This window comes from Variovorax cryoconiti (assembly GCF_051216395.1).
Lineage (GTDB): Bacteria > Pseudomonadota > Gammaproteobacteria > Burkholderiales > Burkholderiaceae_C > Variovorax.
In genome coordinates, this window is record NZ_JBPJZI010000002.1 from 410,105 (window position 1) to 430,673 (window position 20,569).

The following is a 20,569-nucleotide window of genomic DNA, read 5'->3' on the forward strand; positions in this document are numbered from 1 at the left end:
CCGCGCCGATGAAGGTCAAAGCCAACGGCATCGAGATCGAGGTCGAGGACACAGGTGGCGCAGGCCGGCCGGTGGTGCTGCTCATCATGGGCCTCAACATGCAGCTCATCGCCTGGCCGGACAACTTCGTGAAGGGGCTGGTCCGCGCCGGCTTCCGCGTGGTGCGCTTCGACAACCGCGACGCCGGCCTGAGCACGCAGCTCGACGAGGCCGGCACCCGCAACCTGCTCTGGCAGGGGCTGCGTTACCGCTTCGGGCTGCCGGTGCAGTCGGCCTACGGGCTGCAGGACATGGCGAACGACGCGATCGGCGTGCTCGACGCCCTGGGCATCCGCCGTGCGCACGTCCTGGGCGCCTCGATGGGCGGCATGATCGCCCAGCGCGTCGCCGCCGCCGTGCCGGAACGCGTCACCAGCCTGGTGAGCCTGATGAGCTCCAGCGGCGCGCGCGGCCTGCCCGGGCCGCGCGGCGACGTGGTCGCGCTGATGATGCGGCGCCCCGCGAAGCGCGACGAGGCGTCGCTGGTGGCGCACAGCATGCGTCTGGTGCGGCTCATCGCCGGCCCGTTCTATCCGCCGGACGAAGCCGTGCTGCGCGAGCGACTTACCTTTGCCATGCGCCGCGCCTACCGGCCCCAGGGCCTGATGCGCCAGATCGCCGCCGTGGCGGCCGACACCGATCGCGCGAAGCTGCTGGCGCGCATCACCAGCCCCACGCTGGTGATGCACGGCGACGTCGATCCGCTGGTGCCCATTGCCTGCGGGCAGGACACGGTGCGCCGCATCGCCGGTGCGCAGTTCGTCGCCATTCCCGGCATGGGCCACGACCTGACGCCGCAGCTCACCGAAATCCTGCTGCCGCAGATGGTTCCTTTCCTGAAGGCGGCGGAAAAGTCCCGTACCGCGTAGAACCACCCCGATGAGCCTCGACAACACCCCCGAACAGTCGCAACTGGGCCGCGCCTCGGCCTACGCCGACCAGTACGACCCGACCCTGCTGTTTCCCATCGCCCGTGCCACCCAGCGCACCGCCATGGGCATCGCCGACGGCGCCTTGCCTTTCTTCGGCGCCGACCTCTGGACGGCGTTCGAGCTGAGCTGGCTCAACCCGCGCGGCAAGCCGCAGGTCGCGGTGGCGCACTTCACCGTGCCCTGCGAAACGCCCAACATCATCGAGAGCAAGTCCTTCAAGCTCTACCTCAACAGCTTCAACAGCAGCGTCTTCGCCGATGCCGACGCCGTGCGTGAACGCCTGAAGGCCGACCTGGCCGAAGCCGCCTGGCGCGGCAGCGAGCGCAGCGGCGGCATCGGCGTGAAGCTGCTGACGCCGCAGGCCTTCGAACGCGAGGCGGTGCAGGAACTGGAAGGGCTGGACCTCGACCGTCTCGACATCGAATGCACGCACTACCAGCCGGCCCCCGAGCTGCTGCGCAGCGACGCGACGCTGCCGGCGGTGGAGGAAACGCTGACCAGCCGGCTGCTCAAGAGCAACTGCCTGGTCACCGGCCAGCCCGACTGGGGCAGCGTGCAGGTGCGCTACAGCGGCCCGCCCATCGACCAGGCCGGTCTGCTGGCCTACATCGTGAGCTTCCGCAACCACAACGAATTCCACGAGCCCTGCGCCGAGCGCATGTTCTGGGACATCTGGCGGCAGTGCCGGCCCACCCAGCTGAGCGTGTACGCACGCTACACGCGCCGCGGCGGTCTGGACATCAACCCCTTCCGCGCCAGCTGGCCGCAGGCCCTGCCATCGAACACGCGAACCGCGCGACAGTAGGCTTGCGCCTACATCGCTCGGCGCCCGGCCCCTCGATACTCGTCACCTTTGTGTTCAGGGACCTCCGAACGTGAACGTGTTGATCGTCGACGACAACGAAGCCGCCGCTGACCTGCTGCAGGAACTGCTCTCGCTGCAGGACCACACGGCCCGGTGCACTTACTCCGGCACGCAGGCGCTCGAAGCGTGCGCCGGAGAGATTTTCGATGTCGCGCTGGTCGACATCACGCTGCCGGACCTGCCCGGCACCGAGGTCGCGCGCCGCCTGCGCGCGAGCGCCCGTCCGCCGCTGCTGGTGGCCGTGACCGGGCTCTCGTCGCAGGATGCAGGCGCCTCCGAGGCGGGTCTGTTCGACCACCACCTTCAGAAGCCGATCGACTTCGACGCCCTGGACCGAATCCTCGAGCGCGCTGCCGGCTCCCGATCCTCCGCGGCCTCATGAAGGCGTCGCCCGGCGCGCGCAGCTGGATCGCCGCTGGCGTGCGCCACGAGTTGCTCACGCGCGCCTTGCCTGCGCTGCGCCACGACATGGCCGCGCCGGTCTCGGTGATGCGCATGGGCCTCTTGATGCTCAGGCGCCAGGTCGCTGCGCCCACCATCGACATGGCGGCGTGCGAGGAGCGCGTCGCGCTGATCGACCACCAGATCGCCGAACTGGTGAGCGCGGTGCGCTCGCTGCGCGACTGGGAGCTCGCCACCGACGACGAGGGCATCACACGGCGCGGCCTGGTGGTGCAATGCGTCGGCCTCATGCGTGCCGCGTTCGACCTGCATGGTGTCCGCCTGCAGGTGGACGAAGCCCTCACCGCCGACCCTGACCCGAGCGCGCCCAAGTGGCCGTCCGGGGCGTCGCTGCGCTACCTGATGCTTGGCGCGCTGGGCTATCTTCACGACACGCCGCCCGATGTCGGTGCCATCAGCGTGGTCGCGGAGGGTGACGCGGCCCTGGTGCTGCGCGTGGTCGCCGGCGCGCCCGACGCCACCGACCCGCTGGCCGGCGCCCATCGCGCGCCGCGCAAGCTGGCCATCGATGCCATCGCGCTGCAGTCGCTGGCCGAAGACCTCGGCTATGTGCTGACCATCGAGCACGACCGGGTGCGCTTGCCGCTGGCACCGGGCTGAGTGCGCCGTGGCTGCCGGGCCGCGGTCGCCCCGGCCGCTGTCGATTCGCGCACCAGCTCCCGGCGGTGTGTTTTCAAGAAGGCCAGCAGCCGTGCTTCGGCCGCGTACAGCCGGCGCGCGCTCCTGGCCTGGCCGGCGATCTTCTGCCACACATCGGTCATCGTGCCCGCGTCCTGGGCCAGCGTGGTTCCCAGGGCGAGCACGGCCGGATGCACGTAGGCTTTCTTGCAGACCGCCGGCGTGTTGCCGAGCTGCTTCGCCACCGCGGCAATGATCTCCTTGGCGCTGAAGCGCATCGACGGCGTGGCGTCGCCCCTGTCCCCGCTGTCCCCGGTATCGCGGCTGTCACAGGCCAGGCGCGTCAGCTCGAGCGCCTGCACCGTGCCGTGCCAGGTGCGAAAGTCCTTCGCCGTGAAATTTTCGCCGGCCGCCTCGCGCAGGTAGTCGTTCACGTCGGTCGACGACAGCCGGCGCGGCGTGCCGTCCGCGTCTTCGTACTGGAAGAGGTCCTGGCCGGGCAGCTGCTGGCAGGCGCGCACCACCTTCGCAACGCGCGGGTCGTCCACCGCGGTCTCGTGCATCACGCCGCTCTTGCCGCGAAAGCGCAGCTTGAGCGACGCGCCACGCACCGCCACATGCTTGTTGCGCAGGGTGGTGAGCCCGTAGGAGCCGTTGGTGCTGGCGTATGCCTCGTTGCCCACGCGCAGGAAGGTCGTGTCGAGCAGGCGCACCAACGTCGCCAGTACGCGCTCGCGGCCGAGCGCCTCGCGTGCCCCACCGTCGCCGAGATCACGGACCACGCGCGCGCGGATGCGCGGCAACGCGCTGCCGAAGGCCTCGAGCCGCTCGAACTTGCTTTCGTCCTTGAGCACTCGCCAGTCGGGGTGGTAGCGGTACTGCTTGCGGCCGCGCGCGTCGAGGCCCGTCGCCTGCAGGTGGCCGTTGGGCAGCGGGCAGATCCACACGTCGGTGTAGGCCGGCGGAATGGCCAGGCTGCGGATGCGCGCGATCTCGTCGGGGTCGCGCACCCAGGCGCCGGTCGCGTCCTTGTAGCGGAAGTGCTCGCCTTGCCGAAAGCGTCGCAGGCCCGGCATGTCGGGGTTGACGTAGACCAGGCCGTTGGCGAGCCGGGCGGGATGCGGTGTTTTCGTTCGGGGCATGACGTGCGGTGTGAAGCTCCCGCCGACAATGCAGGGGCGGCCGACGGCTGGCTGTAGGACGCCGCAAGTTCCACGAGTGCGTGACGTCCTCATGGCCACCGCCGCACCATCCCTTCTCTTGAAAGCGTCTTCATGTCCATTGCTTCCCGCTTCCGCGCCCGCTGGTTCGCGCTCGGCCTCACGGCCGTGCTGGCCACCGGCTGCGCCACCTCGACGGCGCCGGTCGCCCCCGCGGCCCCGGTCGCCGCCACCGCACCCATCCGCGTCAAGGTCTTCGTCGCCGCGATGTTCGAGATTGGCCAGAACACCGGCGACCGCGCCGGCGAGTTCCAGCACTGGTACGAGCGCTACTGGAAGGGCGCCACGCCCATCGCCGTGCCCGGCGCGCTGCAGCCGGTGTACTGCAACACCGACGGCGTGTGCGGCGCGGTGCTCGGCATGGGCAAGGTGAACTCGTCGTCGTCGATGCAGGCGATCCTGCTGAACCCGAAGTTCGATTTCTCGCAGGCCTACTACGTCGTCTCCGGCGTGGCCGGCACGCCACCGCAGCGCGGCACCATCGGCGAGGTGAGCTGGGCGACCTGGCTGGTCGACTACGACCTCGGCCACCGCTGGGCACCGGAGGAGAACAAGGCCGGCGAGCCGACCTTCATGCCGCGCAAGGGCTACGAGGATTACCGCCGCTTCCAGCTCAACCCGGCGCTGGTCGGCTGGGCCATGAAGCTGTCGGGCGACACGCCGCTGAAGGACTCCGACAGCGCCCGCACCTACCGCCTGCGCTACCCCGACGCCGCGGCGCGCCGCGCGCCCTTCGTCGGCACCGGCACGCACATGACCGGCGACACCTTCTTCCACGGCCCCGGCATGTCGAAGCAGGCGCAGTACATCGCCAAGCTCTATGGCGCCGACGACTACGTCATCACCGAGATGGAAGCCGCGGCGATCACGCTGGTCATCAAGCGCACCCACGGTACCGACCGGGTGATGAGCCTGCGCGGCGCGGTCAACTTCGACCAGGGCAACCCGAAGGAAAGCACGCTGGCGCACCTCGACCCCGCACCGGGCGAAACGGCCGGCGGCTTCGCCGAGACGGTGGAGAACATCGCGCGGGTCGGCACCCGCGTGGTCGACCACATCGTCGTCAACTGGCCGCAGTGGCAGGGCGGTGTGCCCGCGCTGACACGCTGAGGCGCTTCAGGGCTCTGCAGGCCGCAGCTGGCCGACCACGTTGAAGTCGAAGGGCGTCCAGCGGCTCACCGGGACGCCCGCGCGGCGCAGGCCGCGGCCGGTCCAGGTGTTGCAGGTTTCGAAGAGGTGGTAGCTGCCCTCGGCCTCGTAGAAGGCATCGTCCGGCCCGTAGCCCGCACCGGGCAGGGCGAGCGCACGACCGGCCGGCAGGCTGCCGCGCACATGCGCCACCAACGCCAGGTACTGCCGCTGCGACAGCGGCATCGCGTAAGCGCCCTGGCGCATTTGCGCGCGGGTGAGCCAGGTCACGTGCAGCAGCGACGTGTTGGCGCCGAGCAGGGCGCCGACGGCGCGGCGCAGCGTGAGGTCGGCCCAGGTCGGCGTGTGCAGATAGAAGTCGCGGTCGCCCCAGCCGATGGCGACGAATTCGGCGTCGGGCGGTGGCGCCTTCGCGTCGTGCGGGTCGAACAGCGCGCGCCAGTCGATGGCTGCGCTGCGCACGGGCAGGACCAGGTCGGTGTGCACGCCGTTGCTCAGGACGTAGGCCTCGATGGCAGCCGGCTCGGCCGGTGCCCGGGCATTCGCAGGCCATAGCATCAACGCGGCGGCGACGCCTACGTAGAGGCCAATCAACGCCACCAGCGCGAGCATGGCGCCTCTGATCCAGCAAAGGGCTCGACGCACCTGGCGCCTCAAAACAGCGAGGCCGTCTGCGCCGCCGCGTCGGGCAGCGTGCGGGTGCGCGACGCGCCCGTCGCCGGCGCCGTGGCCTCCGCGCTGTCGGCCCGCACCAGCGCGCCGACGCGCACGCCGATCAGCCGCAGCGGGCGCTCCAGCGGCACGCGCTTCAAGCACTGGCCGGCCGTCTGGCGGATGGCCTTGCCGTCGGCGGTGAAGCGGTCGATGGTCTGGTCGCGCGTGGCGATCTTGAAGTCGTCGTAGCGTAGCTTGATGCCGATGGTCTTGCCGACGTAGCCCTTGCGCTGCAGGTCTTCGGCCACCTTCTCGCACAGGTGTGTGAAGATGGCCCCCAGTTCGGCGCGGTCGCGCACCGCGTGCAGGTCGCGGTCGAAGGTGGTCTCGCGGCTCATCGACACCGGCTCGCTCTCGGTCACCACCGGCCGGTCGTCGCGGCCCCAGGACACCTCGTGCATCCAGGCGCCCGTCGCCTTGCCGAAGTTCGCGATCAGCCAATCGCGGTCTTTCGCGGCGATGTCGCCCACGGTGCGCAGTCCGAAGCGTTGGAGCTTCTCGTCGGCCTTGGGGCCGATGCCGTTGACCTTGCGCACCGGCAGCGGCCAGATGCGCGTCTGCAGGTCGCCCTCGTGCACGATCGAAATGCCGTTGGGCTTGTCGAATTCGCTCGCCATCTTGGCGATCAGCTTGTTGGGCGCCACGCCGATGGAGCAGGTCAGCCCGGTGGCGTCGAAGATCGATTTCTGGATCAGCCGCGCCAGCACGCGTCCGCCTTCGCGCTGGCCGCCGGGCACCTCGGTGAAGTCGATGTAGACCTCGTCCACGCCACGGTCCTGCATGACCGGCGCGATGTCCAGGATGATCTGCTTGAACTGCCGCGAATAGCTGCGGTACTGGTCGAAGTCCACCGGCAGGATGATGGCCTGCGGGCACAGCTTGGCGGCCTTCATCAGCCCCATGGCTGAGCCGACGCCGAACTGCCGCGCCGGATAGGTGGCGGTGGTGATCACGCCGCGACCGGTGTAGTCCTTCAGCAGCGGAAAGGCCTCGACCGGGATGTCGGCCAGCGTGCGGCCTTCGGGCAGGCCGCGGATGGCCTCGTCGACCTTGCGCCGGCCGCCGCCGATCACCACCGGCAGGCCCTTGAGCTGCGGGTAGCGCAGCAGCTCGACGGAGGCATAGAAGGCATCCATGTCGAGGTGGGCGATGCGGCGCACGGGGGGGGTGGATACGGTCACGCCGTGGATTTTCGCCCGGCGCTGGCTTGGCGGCGCGTCGTCCCGGTCCGGGGTCGCTGACTGGAGGGTGACTACGTACGTACTCCCACTTACACCGACGCTGCCCCATCGCAGCGAGACGGCGTTAGCATGCGCCCCGCGCCTTCGCCGTCAACCCTAAAACAACTCGCTGGCAGAGACCATGACCACCACATTGCCTCCCCCTTCCAAGCGCCCGATCTACCGATCGCTCTACGTCCAGGTCGTGGTCGCCGTGATCATCGGCGTCACCCTCGGTCACTTCTATCCGCAGGTCGGCGAGTCGATGAAGCCGCTGGGCGACGGCTTCATCAAGCTGATCAAGATGCTGATCGCGCCGATCATCTTCTGCACCGTGGTGGTCGGCATCGCCGGCATGGAAGACATGAAGAAGGTCGGCAAGACCGGCGGCCTGGCGCTCCTGTACTTCGAGGTGGTGAGCAGCATCGCGCTGGTGGTCGGCCTGGTGCTGGTCAACCTGCTCAAGCCGGGCGCCGGCATGAACATCGACCCGAGCACGCTCGACACCAAGGCGCTCGCGGCCTACACCGGCCCCGGCAAGATGCAGGGCACGGTCGACTTCCTGCTGAACGTCATTCCCAACACGATCGTCGACGCCTTCGCCAAGGGCGAGATCCTGCAGGTGCTGCTGATCGCGGTGCTCTTCGGCTTCGCGCTGCACAAGTTCGGCGGGCGCGGCACCCTGGTGTTCGACGTGATCGAGAAGAGCTCGCACGTGCTCTTCACCATCGTCGGCTATGTCATGAAGCTGGCACCCGTCGGCGCCTTCGGCGCGATGGCCTTCACCATCGGCAAGTACGGCGTGGGCTCGCTGTTCTCGCTGGGCAAGCTGATGGCCGTGTTCTACATGACCTGCCTGCTCTTCATCTTCGTGGTGCTGGGGCTCATCGCGCGCTTCCACGGGTTCAGCATCTGGAAGTTCATCAAGTACATCAAGGAAGAACTGCTGATCGTGCTGGGCACCTCGTCGTCGGAATCGGTGCTGCCGCGCATGATGGAGAAGATGGAGAACCTCGGCGCCAAGAAGACCGTGGTCGGCCTGGTGATCCCCACCGGCTACTCCTTCAACCTCGACGGCACCTCGATCTACCTCACCATGGCGGCGGTGTTCATCGCGCAGGCCACCAACACCGACATGACGCTCACGCAGGAGCTCACGCTGCTGGGCGTGCTGCTGCTCACGTCCAAGGGCGCCGCCGGCGTGACCGGCAGCGGCTTCATCGTGCTGGCGGCCACGCTGTCGGCCGTTGGTCACGTGCCGGTCGCGGGCCTGGCGCTGATCCTGGGCATCGACCGCTTCATGTCGGAGGCGCGCGCGCTGACCAACCTGATCGGCAACGGCGTCGCCACGCTGGTGGTCGCCAAGTGGACCGGCGAACTCGACGAGACACGCCTGCACGCGGGCCTGAACAACGAGACCTGGGTCGAGGCCGACGAGCCCGAACAGCTCGTGAATGCGAAGACCGAGCACATGGTCGGGGGCGCACCGCGCGCCTGAGTTCGCTGCCCCTGTCGCTTTCCATGTCGTTCCTTCGACATCTGGCTCTTTGGGCCACGATCACGCTCGGTGCTGCACGCGCCCTCGCGGCGCCAGCGGACACCACACCGCGCCCGGCCGAGTGCCCGCCCACCGTCCCGGCCGACGCCCGCTGCTACAACGGCCGCGACGGCGAAGGCGCGCTCTACTGGATCGCCATCCCCGCGCAATGGCAGCGCGACGTGCTGGTGATGCACGCGCACGGTGGCCCCACGCTGGGCGCGCCGACGCTTCAGCGCGGTGCCGAGGACCTGACGCGCTGGTCGGTCATGGTGAAGGCCGGCTACGCCTGGGCCGGCTCCACCTACCGCCGCGGCGGCTATGGCGTGACCATGGCGGCCGAGGACACCGAACGGCTGCGAAAGATCTTCATCGCGCACTTCGGCCCGCCGCGGCGCACCGTGCTGCATGGCCAGAGCTATGGCGGCGGCGTGGCGTCCAAGGCGGCCGAGCTGTATGGGCCGGTGCCCGGCGAACGGCCCGCCTACGACGGCGTGCTGCTCACCAGCGGCGTGCTCGGCGGCGGCGTCGACGCCTACGCGTTCCGGCTCGACCTGCGCGTCGTCTACCAGTACGTCTGCCGCAACCATCCGAAGCCCGAGGAGCCGCAATACCCGCTGTGGATGGGCCTGCCCGCAGGCGCGACGCTCACGCGCCACCAGCTCGCCGAACGCGTCAAGGGATGCACCGGCGTCGGCCTGCCCGCGGCGCAGCGCAGCCCGGAGCAGGCGGCCCGGCTGAAGACGATCCTGTCGGTGGCGAAGATCAACGAACGCACCCTGGTGGCCCACCTCGACTGGGCGACCTGGCTGTTCGAAGACCTGACGCAGAAGCGCCTCGAAGGCCGCAACCCCTTTGGCAATGCGCGTGTCGTGTACAGCGGCACCGCGGACGATGCGGCGCTCAACGCGGGCGTGCTGCGCTACGAGGCTGACCCGCAGGCGGTCGGCATGCTGAGCAACGACAGCCGTCCGACCGGCCGGCTGCGCCTGCCGGTGCTCACACTGCACGCCATCCACGACCCGACGGCCTTCGTCGAACTGGAAAGTGCTTACCGCGGGATCGTGGATGCGGCTGGCGCCTCGGACCGGCTGGTGCAAACCTTCAGCGACGAATCGCAGCACAGCTACCTGAGCGATGCGGAGTACCCGGCGCTGATGACCTCACTGCTCGACTGGATCGACCGCGGCGACAAACCGACGTCGCAGAAGGTCGCCGACCTGTGCACCCGCTACGAGGCCGGCTTCGGCAAGGGCTGCCACCTGCGCCCCGACTACACCCCGCCACCGCTGGCGACCCGTACCCCTGCCCTGGGACGTTAAACGGGTAAGAACGTGTGAATGAGCCGTCGCGAGCGCACCGAGCTTGCGTCGAGGACCGGAGCCGCACTCGCGTGCGGTGAGGACCGCAGATGCGAGATCGGTGTGCGCAGCAGGCTCATTCGCACGTTCTCAGTGGTCGTGGTGCAGATAGCTGGCCTGCCGCGGCAGCCGCCAGCTCACCGCGAAGGCGATGACCATCATCGCCGTCACGTACCAGTAGAAGGCCGACTCGTGGCCCAGCGACTTGAGGCCCAGCGCCACGTACTCGGCCGAGCCGCCGAAGATCGCATTGGCGACCGCGTAGGCCAGGCCCACGCCGAGCGCGCGCACCTCGGGCGGAAACATCTCGGCCTTCACGATGCCGCTGATCGAGGTGTAGAAGCTCACGATGGCCAGCGCCAGGATGATCAGCAGGAAGGCGACCACCGGGTTCGTCACGTGCTGCAGGCCGGTGAGGATCGGCACCGTCGCCAGCGCCCCCAGCGCGCCGAACAGCAGCATGTTGTTGCGGCGGCCGATGCGGTCCGACAGCGCGCCGAACACCGGCTGCATGCACATGTAGACGAACAGCGCGGCCGTCATCACGTAGCTGGTCGTCTTGATCGGCAGGTGCACCGTGTTCACCAGGTACTTCTGCATGTAGGTCGTGAAGGTGTAGAAGATCAGCGAGCCGCCGGCGGTGTAGCCGAGCACGGTGAAGAAGGCGGCCTTGTGGTGCTTGAACAGCCCGGCCATGCTGCCGGCTTCCTTGTTGGCCTTGGCTTCGGCTGTCTGCGTCTCATGCAACGTGCGGCGCAGCAGCAGCGCGACGACGGCGGCGACCGCGCCGATCGCGAAGGGAATGCGCCAGCCCCAGGCCTTCAACTCGGCCTCGGACAGGAACTGCTCCATCACCACGATCACCAGCACCGCGAGCAGCTGGCCACCGATCAGCGTGACGTACTGGAAGGACGAGAAGAAACCGCGCTGGCCGCGCAGCGCCACCTCGCTCATGTAGGTGGCCGTGGTGCCGTACTCGCCGCCGACCGACAGGCCCTGGAACAGGCGGCACACCAGCAGCAGGAAGGGCGCCCAGGCGCCGATCTGCGCGTAGGTCGGCAGGCAGGCGATGACCAGCGAGCCGCCGCACATCATGGCGACCGAGATCAGCAGCGAGGTCTTGCGGCCCATCCGGTCGGCGATGCGGCCGAACAGCCAGCCGCCGATGGGGCGCATCAGGAAGCCCGCCGCGAACACGCCGGCGGTGTTCAGCAACTGCGCGGTCGGGTCGGACTTGGGGAAGAAGGAGGGTGCGAAGTAGAGCGCCGAGAAGGCATAGACATAGAAGTCGAACCACTCGACCAGGTTGCCGGACGAGGCCGCCATGATGGCGAAGATGCGGTGGCGCTTTTCTTCGGCGGTGTAGGCGCGCGGCGCGGCCGTTTCGCCCGAGACGGGAGGTGCAGTGACTGACATGAATCGCCTTGTTATGTGGATCTGGGCGTTCACCATTCTGCTGCGTTGCAGCAGCCCTTGCTGTCGGTCGACAACGCATCCGACCCGATGGAGGGGATATCGCTACCGCGCGGTAGTTCAGGGGCGGCGTGCCACCGGTGCCAGCACACCGGCACCGCGCACTTCCACGCGCACCCGGTCGACCACCTCGCCGCGCGCGTCGGCCAGCTCCACCACATGGCGTCCGGGCCAGGGCATCCATTGGGCCTGGTTGCCGCGCGCGAAGGGCTTGCCGTCGATGCGCCACTGCAGGCCCTGGCCCTGCGCCTCGAAGCGCACGCGCTGGCGGTTGGGCGGGATGTCGGGATCGATCGCGATGATCGATCCGTCGGCCGGTGCGGTGATGCGGTGGCTCGTGTCGGCTGCCGTCGCGTCGGGTGCGAACAGGCGCTGCTCGGTGCCGGCAAGGAACCATTCGCTGCGCGGCGCTTCCAGGTCGTTGCCGAAGCGCACCAGCATCTGCACCACGCCGGGCGGCGGCGCGGGTGCACGGCTCGGCTCGCGCGCATGCAGGAAACCCATCACCTCGGCCCACACCGGCGCGGCGCCGCTGGTGCCGCTCACGTCCCACATCGGCGCGCCACCCGCGTTGCCGACCCACACGCCCACCGTGTAGCGCTGCGACCAGCCCACGGCCCAGTTGTCGCGCATGTCCTTGCTGGTGCCGGTCTTCACGGCCGTCCAGAAGCGGGTGCCCAGCACGCTGTCGACGCCGAAGGTGCGGGTGCGCGCGTTGGCATCCGACAGGATGTCGCCGACGATGAACGCGGCGCGCGGGTCGATGGCAGGCGGCGCGGGCGGTGTGCGTTGCGCGGTTGCAGACGCCGCCGCCGGGAGCATGCGCGTCTCGCCGAAACGTCCGCCGTTGGCCAGCGTGCGGTAGGCATTGGTCAGCGCCAGCAGGGACACCTCGGCGCTGCCCAGCGCCAGGCTGTAGCCGTAGTAGCCGCCGCTCTCGCGCAGCGGCAGCCCGGCGGCCTGCAGCCGGCGCGCGAAGGATTCGGGCGAGACCATCACCAGCGTGCGCACCGCCGGCACGTTGAGCGATGCGGCCAGTGCGGTGCGCACCGACACCGGCCCCTTGAACTGGCGGTCGTAGTTTTGCGGGATGTAGAGACCGCCGGCGGTGTTGATCTGCGCCGACGAATCGTCGAGCAGCGACGCGGCCGTCAGGCGCCGCTCGGCGATGGCCTGCGCGTACAGCAGTGGCTTGAGCGTGGAGCCGGGCTGGCGCTGCGCGAGCACCGCATCGACCTCGCCGGCGCGGCTGAGCGCACCCGACGATCCGACCCAGGCGAGCACCTCGCCACTGGCGTTGTCGAGCACCACCAGCGCAGCGTCTTCGACATTGCGCCCGCGCAGTTCGCGCAGATGGCGCTGCAGGGTGTTCACGGCGAAGCGCTGCAGCGGCGCACGCAGGGTGGTGCGCAGCGTGGCGTCGGCGGTGTTCGTGCCGGTCGGTGCAGCGTCGCGGCGCAGTTGCAGCGCGCGGCGCGCAGCATGCGGCGCGATGCCTTCGCTCGGGTCGAAGGCGCGCCGCTGCAGGGCGGCACTCGTGAACATGTCGACGGCATCGCAGTCGATGCGGCGGCGCTCGGCCTCGGTCGCTTCCATCGCCTTCATCACCTCGCACGCGCGTTGCGCGACCAGGGCGGGCTTGGCGTTCGGCGCGCGCACCAACGCCGCAGCCACCGCCGCCTCGCGCGCATCGAGCCCGTGCGGCGCCTTGCCGAAGAGCGTGCGCGACAGCGCGTCGATGCCGACGATCTCGCCGCGGAACGGGACGGTGTTGAGGTACGCCTCGAGGATCTGATCCTTTCGCCATTGGCCTTCGAGTTGCGCCGCGGCCACCGTCTGGCCGAGCTTCTGCGTCAGGCTGCGGCCGCCGCCGCCGCGCCGCAGCTCGTCGTCGAGCAGGCCGGCGAGTTGCATGGTGATGGTCGATGCGCCGCGGGTGCGCGTGTTCCACAGGTTGCCCCAGGCCGCGGCCGAGACGGCGCGCCAGTCGACGCCGCTGTGTTCGTAGAAGCGCCGGTCCTCGCTGAGCACCATGGCGGTCCGCAGCGCGGGCGACACATCGGCCAGCGCGATCCATCGACCACGACGCACGGTGGCGTCGGTGCGCACGCGTTGCAGCAGGGCGCCGTCGCGGTCGAGCACCTCGGTGTCCGAAGGCCGGAACTCGCGCCGTACCGCGTCGAAGGCGGGCAGCGCACGGGCCGGCCCCGCACAGGCGGCCGCGATGGCCAGCACGAGCAGGGGCTGGCGGAAGGTGCGATGGCGCAGGAGCGAAAGGTCCATGGGGTGCAAGACGGGCAACGGGCCTACTTTAAGTCGCGCGGACGGGCCCACGCATGGCATCCATCAGCGCCCCAACGATGCGGTTCGGAAACAGGCGCGGACTGTCGTGCCTGCCGAAATTGGAGGAAATCACCATGAAGTCGCTTCTCGTTTTGCTCGCCACCTCTGCCACGCTGGCGGGCTGCGTGGTCCCACCACCCTACGACAACCGGCCGCCGCCCCCGGGTCCTGGTCAGCGCGCCGATCGCGACCGCGATGGCGTGCCCAACCGCTACGACCGTGACCGCGATGGCGACGGTGTGCCGAACCGCTACGACAGCCGCCCGGGCGACCCGCGCCGCAACTGATCGGACGCGTCAGCGTCGCGGCTTCGGCTGCTTGTCGTACTTGCGCCAGTAGTCGAACTCTTCCTCGTGCACCTCGATGTCGAGTTCCGCGACGCGCCCCTGCATGCGCTCCTGCGCATCGGCCACGCCGCGGTTGTAGAGCGTCGGGCCGATCTCCTCGAGGAAGAAACCCAGCAGCGCACCGGCCGCGATGTTGCCGATTTTCTGGTCGTCCATGTGCTCGCGGAAATAGCGTTCGATGGACGCGATGGCCTGCTGACGGACTTCGCGGGGCAATTCGATCGTCATCGGATTCCTTTCCAGAAGAAGGGGCTCAGCGCCCCGCCTCGACCTTCACCCGCGCATTCGGTGTCTCGCCGAACATCTCGGGCGCGTACATCGCCTCGACACGGCTCGGCGGCAGCGCGAAGTCGCCGACGTTGTTGAGGCGCACCGTGTACTCCATCTTCACCACGCCCTTCGGCAGGTACTCGTAGTAGCTGCGGAAGGATTCGAAGCTGCGCTCCTCGAAGGCCGGCCAGCCGGCACCGCTCTTCTTCTCGCCCTGCGTGGCGATCTGCGAATCGCGGCCCAGGCCACTGCCGAGGATGGTCGCGCCGCCCGGGATCGGGTCGGTGATCGCCACCCAGGTCATGTCGGCGCTGGCGTTGACTTCGAGCGTGACGCGCAGCACGTCGCCGCGGGTGTACTTGCCGGCGGTGGCCTGTTCGACCGGCGTGATCGTCTTCTTGATCGCATAGCCCGCCGCGAACGGCGCCTTCAGCTGGATCGCCGCGACCGACTGCAGCGTGAGCCAGGGCTTGCCGACGCCGTCGTGCGTGACGGTGAGCGTTTCCTTCTGCGGCTGGCCCCAGGGCAGGAACATCGTGTTGTTGCGCAGGTTGCCCGGCGAGGCCGGTGCGCCGAACCAGGTCGTCTGGTTAGGGGCGCCCGCGGCGTCGCTGGTCTTCACGCGCTCGACGCGGCGCCAGTCGATGCTGTCGGTGCGCGCCGCCGAATCGGCGTTGCCGACCGGTGGCGCACGCAGCACCGACGTCGTGGTGCCGGCCACCGGAACGCTCTCGAACACCTTCGAGAAGCGATCGAGCGCGAGCCCGCCCCACAGGTTGGCGGTGGTCGTGTGCCAGGCACCGTTCTGCTGCCGGCCGATGAAGCCGTTGGCGAGTTTGCCGATGTCGTCCTTCCAGGCCGGGTCGTCCATCACGGCCAGCAGCAGGCGCGCGGTGTTGACGTCGCCGTTGGTCATCAGCCACCACCAGTAGTCGTCCTGTTCGGTGCTGAACATCACCTTGGTGCCCTGGTAGCTCAGCCGCGCCTTCAGCACGTTGCTGGCTTCGTCCAGGCGTTGCTGGCGCTGCGGCACGTCGTTCACGCGCTTGAGGATCTGCAGCCAGTCGATCACCGCGCTGGTGGGCCACTGGTTTGGTGCGATGGTGATGCTCGCCACCATGCTGCCGCGTGCCTTGCCGTAGCGCGACAGCGCCTCGAGCGCGGCCAGCTTGCGAACGTCCAGGTCCTTGCGCGGGCTCCAGAACTCGCGCTGGATGCGGCCTTCGACGAAAGCGATCAGGCCCTGTTCCATTGGCGCGCGCGCCTCGTCGGGCAGTGCGAAGGCCGGGTCGATGGCGGCTGCCTCGTTCGTCGCTGCGAGCAGGTACGACGTGAGGATGTCGCTGCCGCGGTTCGACTCGCCGTCGCGCGGCGGGAAGTAGCTCGCCAGCCCGTCGCTGTCGAGGTAGCTCGGCAGCTGCGCGACGACGCCTTGCCACAGCTTGCCGTCGCGCAGGCCGATCGACTTGCTGGTCTTCTGCTCCAGGCAGGCGAAGGGGTAGTTGGCGAACCAGTCGCGCACGCCCGGCATGCCTTCGGCCAGCTTGGGCTGCAGCGACATCTTCAGGCCGCCACGGCTTGGCAATGCGTCGGCTGGCGGTGCGACGTCGAGCGTGAAGCTGCCGTCGACCTGCACCAGCGTGGCCTGCTGCACCGTGAGCGGCACGGCCGGCACGATGCGCTGGCGCACCTTGAGCGCATCGCGTGCGCCGCTGACCGTGTCCTTCGCCTCGATCTCCCACAGGATGGCTTCGGCACGCGTCTGCGCGAGCTGCGCCGGCGCTGTCACGTTCCACGCCACCTCGCGCGCTTCGCCGGCCGGGATGTCGATGGTCTGCGTCTCCAGCGTGAGCAGCGTGGCGCGCGGCGACGCTTCCACCTTCATCGCCTTCTGCGTCGTGTTGCGCAGCGTGATCTGCGCGCGGAACTGGTCGTCCTCGCGCACCAGCGGCGGCAGGCCGCTGATGATCTGCAGGTCCTGCGTGGCCTGGATGCTGGCCTGGCCCGTACCGAAGAGGCCGGTGCCCATGTCGGCCACCGCCACGATCTTGAAGGTGGTCAGCGCGTCGTTGAGCGGCACCGTCACCACGGCCTGGCCGTTGGCATCGAGCACGATCGACGGGTTCCACAGCAGCAGCGTTTCGAGCAGTTCGCGGGTCTGGCCCTTGCCACCGCCGCCGCCCGCGGGCACCGCCTTCTTGCCGTAGTGCCGGCGCCCGACGATTTCCATTTGCGCCGTCGAGGTGCTCACGCCCCAGCTGCGTCGCTGCAGCATGGCTTCGAGCAGGTTCCAGCTGTCGTTGGGCATGAGCTCCAGCAAGGCCTGGTCGACCGCCGCCAGCGCCACTTCGGCGCCGGCGGCCGGCTTGCCGTCGGGCAGCTTGCCCGTGATGGTGATCTGCGCCTTGCCGCGCACCGGGTAGCTCGGCTTGTCGCTCGCGACCTTCACGTCGATGCGGTGCGCCGCCGTGCCCACGCGGATCTCGGCCAGGCCGAAGCGGTAGGCCGGCTTGCTCAGGTCGACCAGCGCGGTCGGCGCGACGTATTCCTTGCCCTCGACCCAGAAGGCTGTCCACCATTCGCGCGGCGCCTTGAAGCCCCAGGTGAAGAAGCTGTACCAGGGCACATCGCGCAGCCGGCCGCGCAGCGCCAGCACGCTCACGTAGGCGTTCGGCCCCCACTCGGGCTTGACCTGCAGGCTCACGGTCGGGTCCTGGCCGTTGAGCTGCACCACGTGCGTCTCGATCACGCCCTCGCGCTCGACCGACACCAGCGCGGTCGAGAAGCGGAAAGGGCTGCGCACCTGGAACTTGGCGACCTCGCCCGGCTGGTAGTTCTTCTTTTCCGGCAGCACGTCGATGCGGTCGTGGTCTTCGCCGCCGAACCACAGCTCGCCCTGCTTGGTCACGTAGACCGAGCTGGCGGCCTGGCTTTCGCGGCCTTCCTTGTCGGTGGCGATGGCGATGAGCTCGACCTGGCCGGCCTCCTTCAGCGCCGCTTCGCACAGCACCAGGCCGCGCGCGTCGCTGTTGCCGCTGCACACGGTGCCCAGTTCCTTCACCTCGGTCTTGTTGTCGTAGGTGTAGAAGCCGCCGACCATGCGCTTGCGGCTGGTGGTGGTGATGCGCGCCACGGCGTTGACTTTCACCTTGGCATCGGCCACCGGCTTGCCGGTGAGGTCGAGCGCCAGCGCCTGGAACTTGAGCTTCTTGTCGGTCGAGATCCAGCCTTCGGTCTTGAGGCCGGCGATGACCGAGGCGGGCCACAGCGTCTGCGTGCTGCGGATCGTCTGCACCTCGCCATTCGGGTCGGAATACGTGGCTTCGATCAGCAGCTCGCGCGGCGTCGCCTTGGCCAGCGGCACCTTGTCGATGGTGAGCTTGCCGGTGCCGTTGCGGTCGAGCGTGAGCGGCAGCTTGTCGGCGATCACGCGGGTGTCTGCCGACGACGATGCTTCTTCATCGGCGTCGGACGCGGCCTGGTCGTCGCGCTTGCGCGGCGGCGAGAAGGTGAAGCTGTCGTAGTCCGCGAAGTCCAGGCTCTTGCCCCGCACCATGGCCGACACGCGCACCGGCAGGTTGGCGGCGCCGCCGCCGGCCACGTAGTTGATCTGCACGTCGGTCGGCAGCGCGGTGATGGCGACCAGCGGCTTCTTGTCGCTCGGCGTCACGCGGCCTTCGAGCACCGGCAGGCGGAATTCCTCGACACGGAATAGGCCGGTGCCGTAGCTGCGGCGGCCGTCCTCGTCTTCCGCCTTGTCCTTGCCGCTGCGCAGTTCGACCTGGTAGACGCCCAGCTTGGCGGCCGGTGGAATCGCGAAGGTGTTGGCCGCGCTCTGGCCGCCGCTGCCGGTCTTGCGCCAGTCGATCGCCTGCGTGAACTGCTGGCCGCTGCCGGTGTGCGTGATCACCAGCGTGTCGGGCAGCGTGTCGGGCAGGCCGAAGCCCTTGCTGGTCTGCGTGCGGATCAGGTGCTTCATCGACACGGTCTCGCCGACGCGGAACAGCGTGCGGTCGAACACGGTGTGGGCCACGCGGTCGGGCTCGGGCTCCTGGCTGGTCGGCACGTTGAAGCGCCAGGGCTCGATGCCGCGCTGCCAGTCGCTCCAGGTGAAGGCCAGGTCTTGCACAGGCTTGGCGTTCTTGTCGCCGGCGTCGGTGAGCGTCGCGCGGGCGCTGACGAAGTAGGCGTCGCCGCTGTACTCGTTCTCCGAGTTGCAGCTCGGCGGCGTGGCGGAGATGCCCTCCAGCGTCGCCACGCCGTTCGGGCCGGTCGTTCCGCGCGCGACCTCCTGGCCCCGGCAGTCGGACACGCGCACCGCGGCGTTCGGCACCACCTGGCCCTTGTCGAGCGTGGTGACCCAGGCCACGGCGTTCTCGCGGCCCAGCTTGAAGTGCACCGCGAGGTTGGTCGCCAGCGCCGTGGTGCGCACGTACATCGTGCGGCTGCTGCCGTAGCGTTCGTCGAGCAACGACTCCCCCAGCTTCTGCGAGGCGATCTCCAGCACGTGGAAGCCCGGCGTGAGCGGGATGCCGATCACCTCGAAGGGGCGCTCGTTCACGTTGGAGCCGCTTTCGGTCTTCGGCATGTCGAGCGTCTTCACGCCGGCCTGGCCGCCGAGCAGTGACACCATGCGCGTCTGCACGCTGTCCCGGTTGTCCTTGTCGATCACCTTCGGCAGCGGCGCCTTCACGTCCCGCGCGGCGATCGAGCGGTTCACCGTGTAACCGTCGTAGCGGCGCACCTTGCGGAACCACGCGATGATTTCCGCGTCGGTCGTCGGGTTGAGGTCGCTCACCTTGCCGGGCGTGAGCGCCTGCACCTGCAGGGCCGGCTCTACGCGCCGCACCGTCACCGGCATCATCGCGACGCCTCCGGGCTCGGCCAGGCGCTCGATCACGCCGAAGGGCGAGGCCGCGAACTTGGCCAGCGGTGGCATGGCGCCCGTGGCCGTGTCCAGCGGAAAACTGAAGGGCACGCCGAGCGGGCGGCCGGAGGCGTCCTCGAAGGAAGACGGCACGGTCACGCTGAATTTGGTGTTCTCGGGAAAGGGCGGCTGGAAGCTCAGGCCGTTCACGACGGCATCGTCGTTGCCGCTGTCCTCGTCGACCTTCGGCTCGATCGTCTTGCCGCCGCCGGCCAGGCGGATCTGCGCGGCCATCTTGCGGGTGACAGGTGCGTTGAAGCGCAGCTCCATCGGCCGCAGCGGCAGGCAGGCGGCCTGCGCGTTCTCGCGTTCGCAAGTGAAGGTCGCGGCGAAGGGCTCGCGCACCTCGTAGCTGAAGCGCCGCTCGATCGTGTTGGCCACGCCCGACGGCGTGGCAACGCCCTTGCCGTACACCAGCTGCATGCGGCTGCCGGCGGTCAGCGTGCGGTTGCATTGCAACGTGGCGAAGCGCAGCGGCTCCTTCTGGGCCTGGCGCTCGCGGCCGAAGGCCTTGAGCAGGGCGGTGCGGTCGTCGCCGTCGAGCTGCTTCACCGGGATGCGCTCGCCCACGCCGTCGGCCACGCACCAGACGTTGTCGCGCACGCTCGCGAGCGTGGCCGGGCCGTTGAGTTCGAGCACGAAGGACTGCTGCTCGTCGATCTTTCCGTAGCTCGGCTGGATGCTGCGCACGAAGGGACCGCCGGTGCTGAACTCCTGCCGCTGCGGGCCGGTGAGCTCGGCACCGGCCGGCGACTTGAAGCCGGCCACGCGCGTCACGGTGCAGCGCACACCGGGCGGCAGGTCGTTTTCGAAGTCGTAGACCCACTGCTTCTCGCCGGTCCAGCGGGGCGTGCCCTTGCCGGCCTGCGCGTCGTTGCAGCTGACCGTGTAGGGCGCCGGCGCCTTCGGGTCTCCGAAATTGACGGCCGCCTGGTCGAACTTGGCGACCACCTGCCGTACCCGCGACACCTCGCCCTGCGGGCTGACGCTGATCGCCTGAAGGGCCATCGCCGGGAACGTCGCCAGGGCCAGCATCGCGGCCAGCGCGAATCTGCTTGTTGTTCTCTTCATGCCTGCTCCTCTGAGAAGCCG

At 69.2% G+C, this 20,569-nt stretch carries 15 protein-coding genes; 8 read left to right on the forward strand and 7 right to left on the reverse strand.

Annotated features, from left to right (window positions below; genetic code table 11):
- Positions 1-8: 8 nt before the first annotated feature.
- From ACSFA2_RS06675 to ACSFA2_RS06690, 4 genes are all read left to right on the forward strand, one after another.
- Positions 9-908, forward strand: a complete 900-nt coding sequence (locus tag ACSFA2_RS06675) for an alpha/beta fold hydrolase (RefSeq protein WP_435454533.1) — start codon at positions 9-11, stop codon at positions 906-908.
- Positions 909-918: 10 nt separating this feature from the next.
- A complete protein-coding gene (gene queF, locus ACSFA2_RS06680) occupies positions 919-1,776 on the forward strand; it encodes an NADPH-dependent 7-cyano-7-deazaguanine reductase QueF (RefSeq protein WP_435454534.1) in 858 nt (285 codons plus the stop codon).
- A 70-nt stretch (positions 1,777-1,846) separates the two neighbouring features.
- Positions 1,847-2,218 (forward strand): response regulator, encoded by a 372-nt coding sequence (locus ACSFA2_RS06685; RefSeq protein WP_435454535.1) that lies wholly within the window; start codon positions 1,847-1,849, stop codon positions 2,216-2,218.
- Positions 2,215-2,898 carry a hypothetical protein gene (locus tag ACSFA2_RS06690; protein ID WP_435454536.1) on the forward strand — a complete coding sequence of 228 codons (684 nt, stop codon included), beginning with the start codon at positions 2,215-2,217 and terminating at the stop codon, positions 2,896-2,898. The genes ACSFA2_RS06685 and ACSFA2_RS06690 overlap by 4 nt, the downstream gene beginning before the upstream one ends.
- Here ACSFA2_RS06690 and ACSFA2_RS06695 read toward each other — a convergent pair.
- Entirely contained in the window at positions 2,844-4,058 is a 1,215-nt protein-coding gene (locus ACSFA2_RS06695) for a DNA topoisomerase IB (RefSeq protein WP_435454537.1), read from the reverse strand. The two genes, ACSFA2_RS06690 and ACSFA2_RS06695, sit on opposite strands and share 55 nt — an antisense overlap.
- 132 nt (positions 4,059-4,190) lie before the next feature.
- Here ACSFA2_RS06695 and ACSFA2_RS06700 point away from each other — a divergent pair, with 132 nt between their 5' ends.
- The gene (locus tag ACSFA2_RS06700; protein ID WP_435454538.1) at positions 4,191-5,246 is read left to right on the forward strand and encodes a purine-nucleoside phosphorylase; all 1,056 of its coding nucleotides are present in this window, start codon (positions 4,191-4,193) and stop codon (positions 5,244-5,246) included.
- Between the two features lie 6 nt (positions 5,247-5,252).
- On the opposite strand, the gene ACSFA2_RS06705 is transcribed toward ACSFA2_RS06700, so the two are convergent.
- Both ACSFA2_RS06705 and dinB read right to left on the reverse strand, forming a co-directional pair.
- The gene (locus ACSFA2_RS06705; protein ID WP_435454539.1) at positions 5,253-5,897 is read right to left on the reverse strand and encodes a TIGR02117 family protein; all 645 of its coding nucleotides are present in this window, start codon (positions 5,895-5,897) and stop codon (positions 5,253-5,255) included.
- A gap of 41 nt (positions 5,898-5,938) precedes the next feature.
- Positions 5,939-7,135, reverse strand: coding sequence for a DNA polymerase IV (gene dinB / locus ACSFA2_RS06710; RefSeq protein ID WP_435454995.1), 1,197 nt, complete (start codon positions 7,133-7,135; stop codon positions 5,939-5,941).
- A 226-nt stretch (positions 7,136-7,361) separates the two neighbouring features.
- Between dinB and ACSFA2_RS06715 the strand changes: the two genes are divergently transcribed.
- Entirely contained in the window at positions 7,362-8,717 is a 1,356-nt protein-coding gene (locus ACSFA2_RS06715) for a dicarboxylate/amino acid:cation symporter (protein ID WP_435454540.1), read from the forward strand.
- A 23-nt stretch (positions 8,718-8,740) separates the two neighbouring features.
- Entirely contained in the window at positions 8,741-10,078 is a 1,338-nt protein-coding gene (locus tag ACSFA2_RS06720) for an alpha/beta hydrolase family protein (RefSeq protein WP_435454541.1), read from the forward strand.
- A gap of 129 nt (positions 10,079-10,207) precedes the next feature.
- Here the strand turns inward: ACSFA2_RS06720 and ACSFA2_RS06725 are convergent, their stop codons facing one another.
- Complete coding sequence (locus tag ACSFA2_RS06725) at positions 10,208-11,533, reverse strand: MFS family transporter (protein ID WP_435454542.1); 1,326 nt, start codon at positions 11,531-11,533, stop codon at positions 10,208-10,210.
- Positions 11,534-11,650: 117 nt separating this feature from the next.
- The gene (pbpC, locus tag ACSFA2_RS06730; protein WP_435454543.1) at positions 11,651-13,873 is read right to left on the reverse strand and encodes a penicillin-binding protein 1C; all 2,223 of its coding nucleotides are present in this window, start codon (positions 13,871-13,873) and stop codon (positions 11,651-11,653) included.
- Positions 13,874-14,007: 134 nt separating this feature from the next.
- Here pbpC and ACSFA2_RS06735 point away from each other — a divergent pair, with 134 nt between their 5' ends.
- Positions 14,008-14,220 (forward strand): hypothetical protein, encoded by a 213-nt coding sequence (locus ACSFA2_RS06735; RefSeq protein ID WP_435454544.1) that lies wholly within the window; start codon positions 14,008-14,010, stop codon positions 14,218-14,220.
- A 9-nt stretch (positions 14,221-14,229) separates the two neighbouring features.
- Here ACSFA2_RS06735 and ACSFA2_RS06740 read toward each other — a convergent pair whose 3' ends face one another.
- Together ACSFA2_RS06740 and ACSFA2_RS06745 are read right to left on the reverse strand one after the other, a co-directional pair.
- The gene (locus ACSFA2_RS06740; RefSeq protein ID WP_262072681.1) at positions 14,230-14,508 is read right to left on the reverse strand and encodes a DUF2164 domain-containing protein; all 279 of its coding nucleotides are present in this window, start codon (positions 14,506-14,508) and stop codon (positions 14,230-14,232) included.
- Between the two features lie 25 nt (positions 14,509-14,533).
- The gene (locus ACSFA2_RS06745; protein ID WP_435454545.1) at positions 14,534-20,548 is read right to left on the reverse strand and encodes an alpha-2-macroglobulin family protein; all 6,015 of its coding nucleotides are present in this window, start codon (positions 20,546-20,548) and stop codon (positions 14,534-14,536) included.
- Positions 20,549-20,569 lie beyond the last annotated feature (21 nt).

What these genes read in the sequence shown, in the direction of transcription:
- ACSFA2_RS06675 (WP_435454533.1), top strand. Translation starts at nt 9, where the DNA reads ATGAAGGTCAAAGCCAACGGCATCGAGATCGAGGTCGAGGACACAGGT.
- queF (WP_435454534.1), top strand. Translation starts at nt 919, where the DNA reads ATGAGCCTCGACAACACCCCCGAACAGTCGCAACTGGGCCGCGCCTCG.
- ACSFA2_RS06690 (WP_435454536.1), top strand. Translation starts at nt 2,215, where the DNA reads ATGAAGGCGTCGCCCGGCGCGCGCAGCTGGATCGCCGCTGGCGTGCGC.
- ACSFA2_RS06695 (WP_435454537.1), bottom strand. Translation starts at nt 4,058, where the DNA reads ATGCCCCGAACGAAAACACCGCATCCCGCCCGGCTCGCCAACGGCCTG.
- ACSFA2_RS06700 (WP_435454538.1), top strand. Translation starts at nt 4,191, where the DNA reads ATGTCCATTGCTTCCCGCTTCCGCGCCCGCTGGTTCGCGCTCGGCCTC.
- ACSFA2_RS06705 (WP_435454539.1), bottom strand. Translation starts at nt 5,897, where the DNA reads ATGCTCGCGCTGGTGGCGTTGATTGGCCTCTACGTAGGCGTCGCCGCC.
- dinB (WP_435454995.1), bottom strand. Translation starts at nt 7,135, where the DNA reads ATGGATGCCTTCTATGCCTCCGTCGAGCTGCTGCGCTACCCGCAGCTC.
- ACSFA2_RS06715 (WP_435454540.1), top strand. Translation starts at nt 7,362, where the DNA reads ATGACCACCACATTGCCTCCCCCTTCCAAGCGCCCGATCTACCGATCG.
- ACSFA2_RS06720 (WP_435454541.1), top strand. Translation starts at nt 8,741, where the DNA reads ATGTCGTTCCTTCGACATCTGGCTCTTTGGGCCACGATCACGCTCGGT.
- ACSFA2_RS06725 (WP_435454542.1), bottom strand. Translation starts at nt 11,533, where the DNA reads ATGTCAGTCACTGCACCTCCCGTCTCGGGCGAAACGGCCGCGCCGCGC.
- pbpC (WP_435454543.1), bottom strand. Translation starts at nt 13,873, where the DNA reads ATGGACCTTTCGCTCCTGCGCCATCGCACCTTCCGCCAGCCCCTGCTC.
- ACSFA2_RS06735 (WP_435454544.1), top strand. Translation starts at nt 14,008, where the DNA reads ATGAAGTCGCTTCTCGTTTTGCTCGCCACCTCTGCCACGCTGGCGGGC.
- ACSFA2_RS06740 (WP_262072681.1), bottom strand. Translation starts at nt 14,508, where the DNA reads ATGACGATCGAATTGCCCCGCGAAGTCCGTCAGCAGGCCATCGCGTCC.
- ACSFA2_RS06745 (WP_435454545.1), bottom strand. Translation starts at nt 20,548, where the DNA reads ATGAAGAGAACAACAAGCAGATTCGCGCTGGCCGCGATGCTGGCCCTG.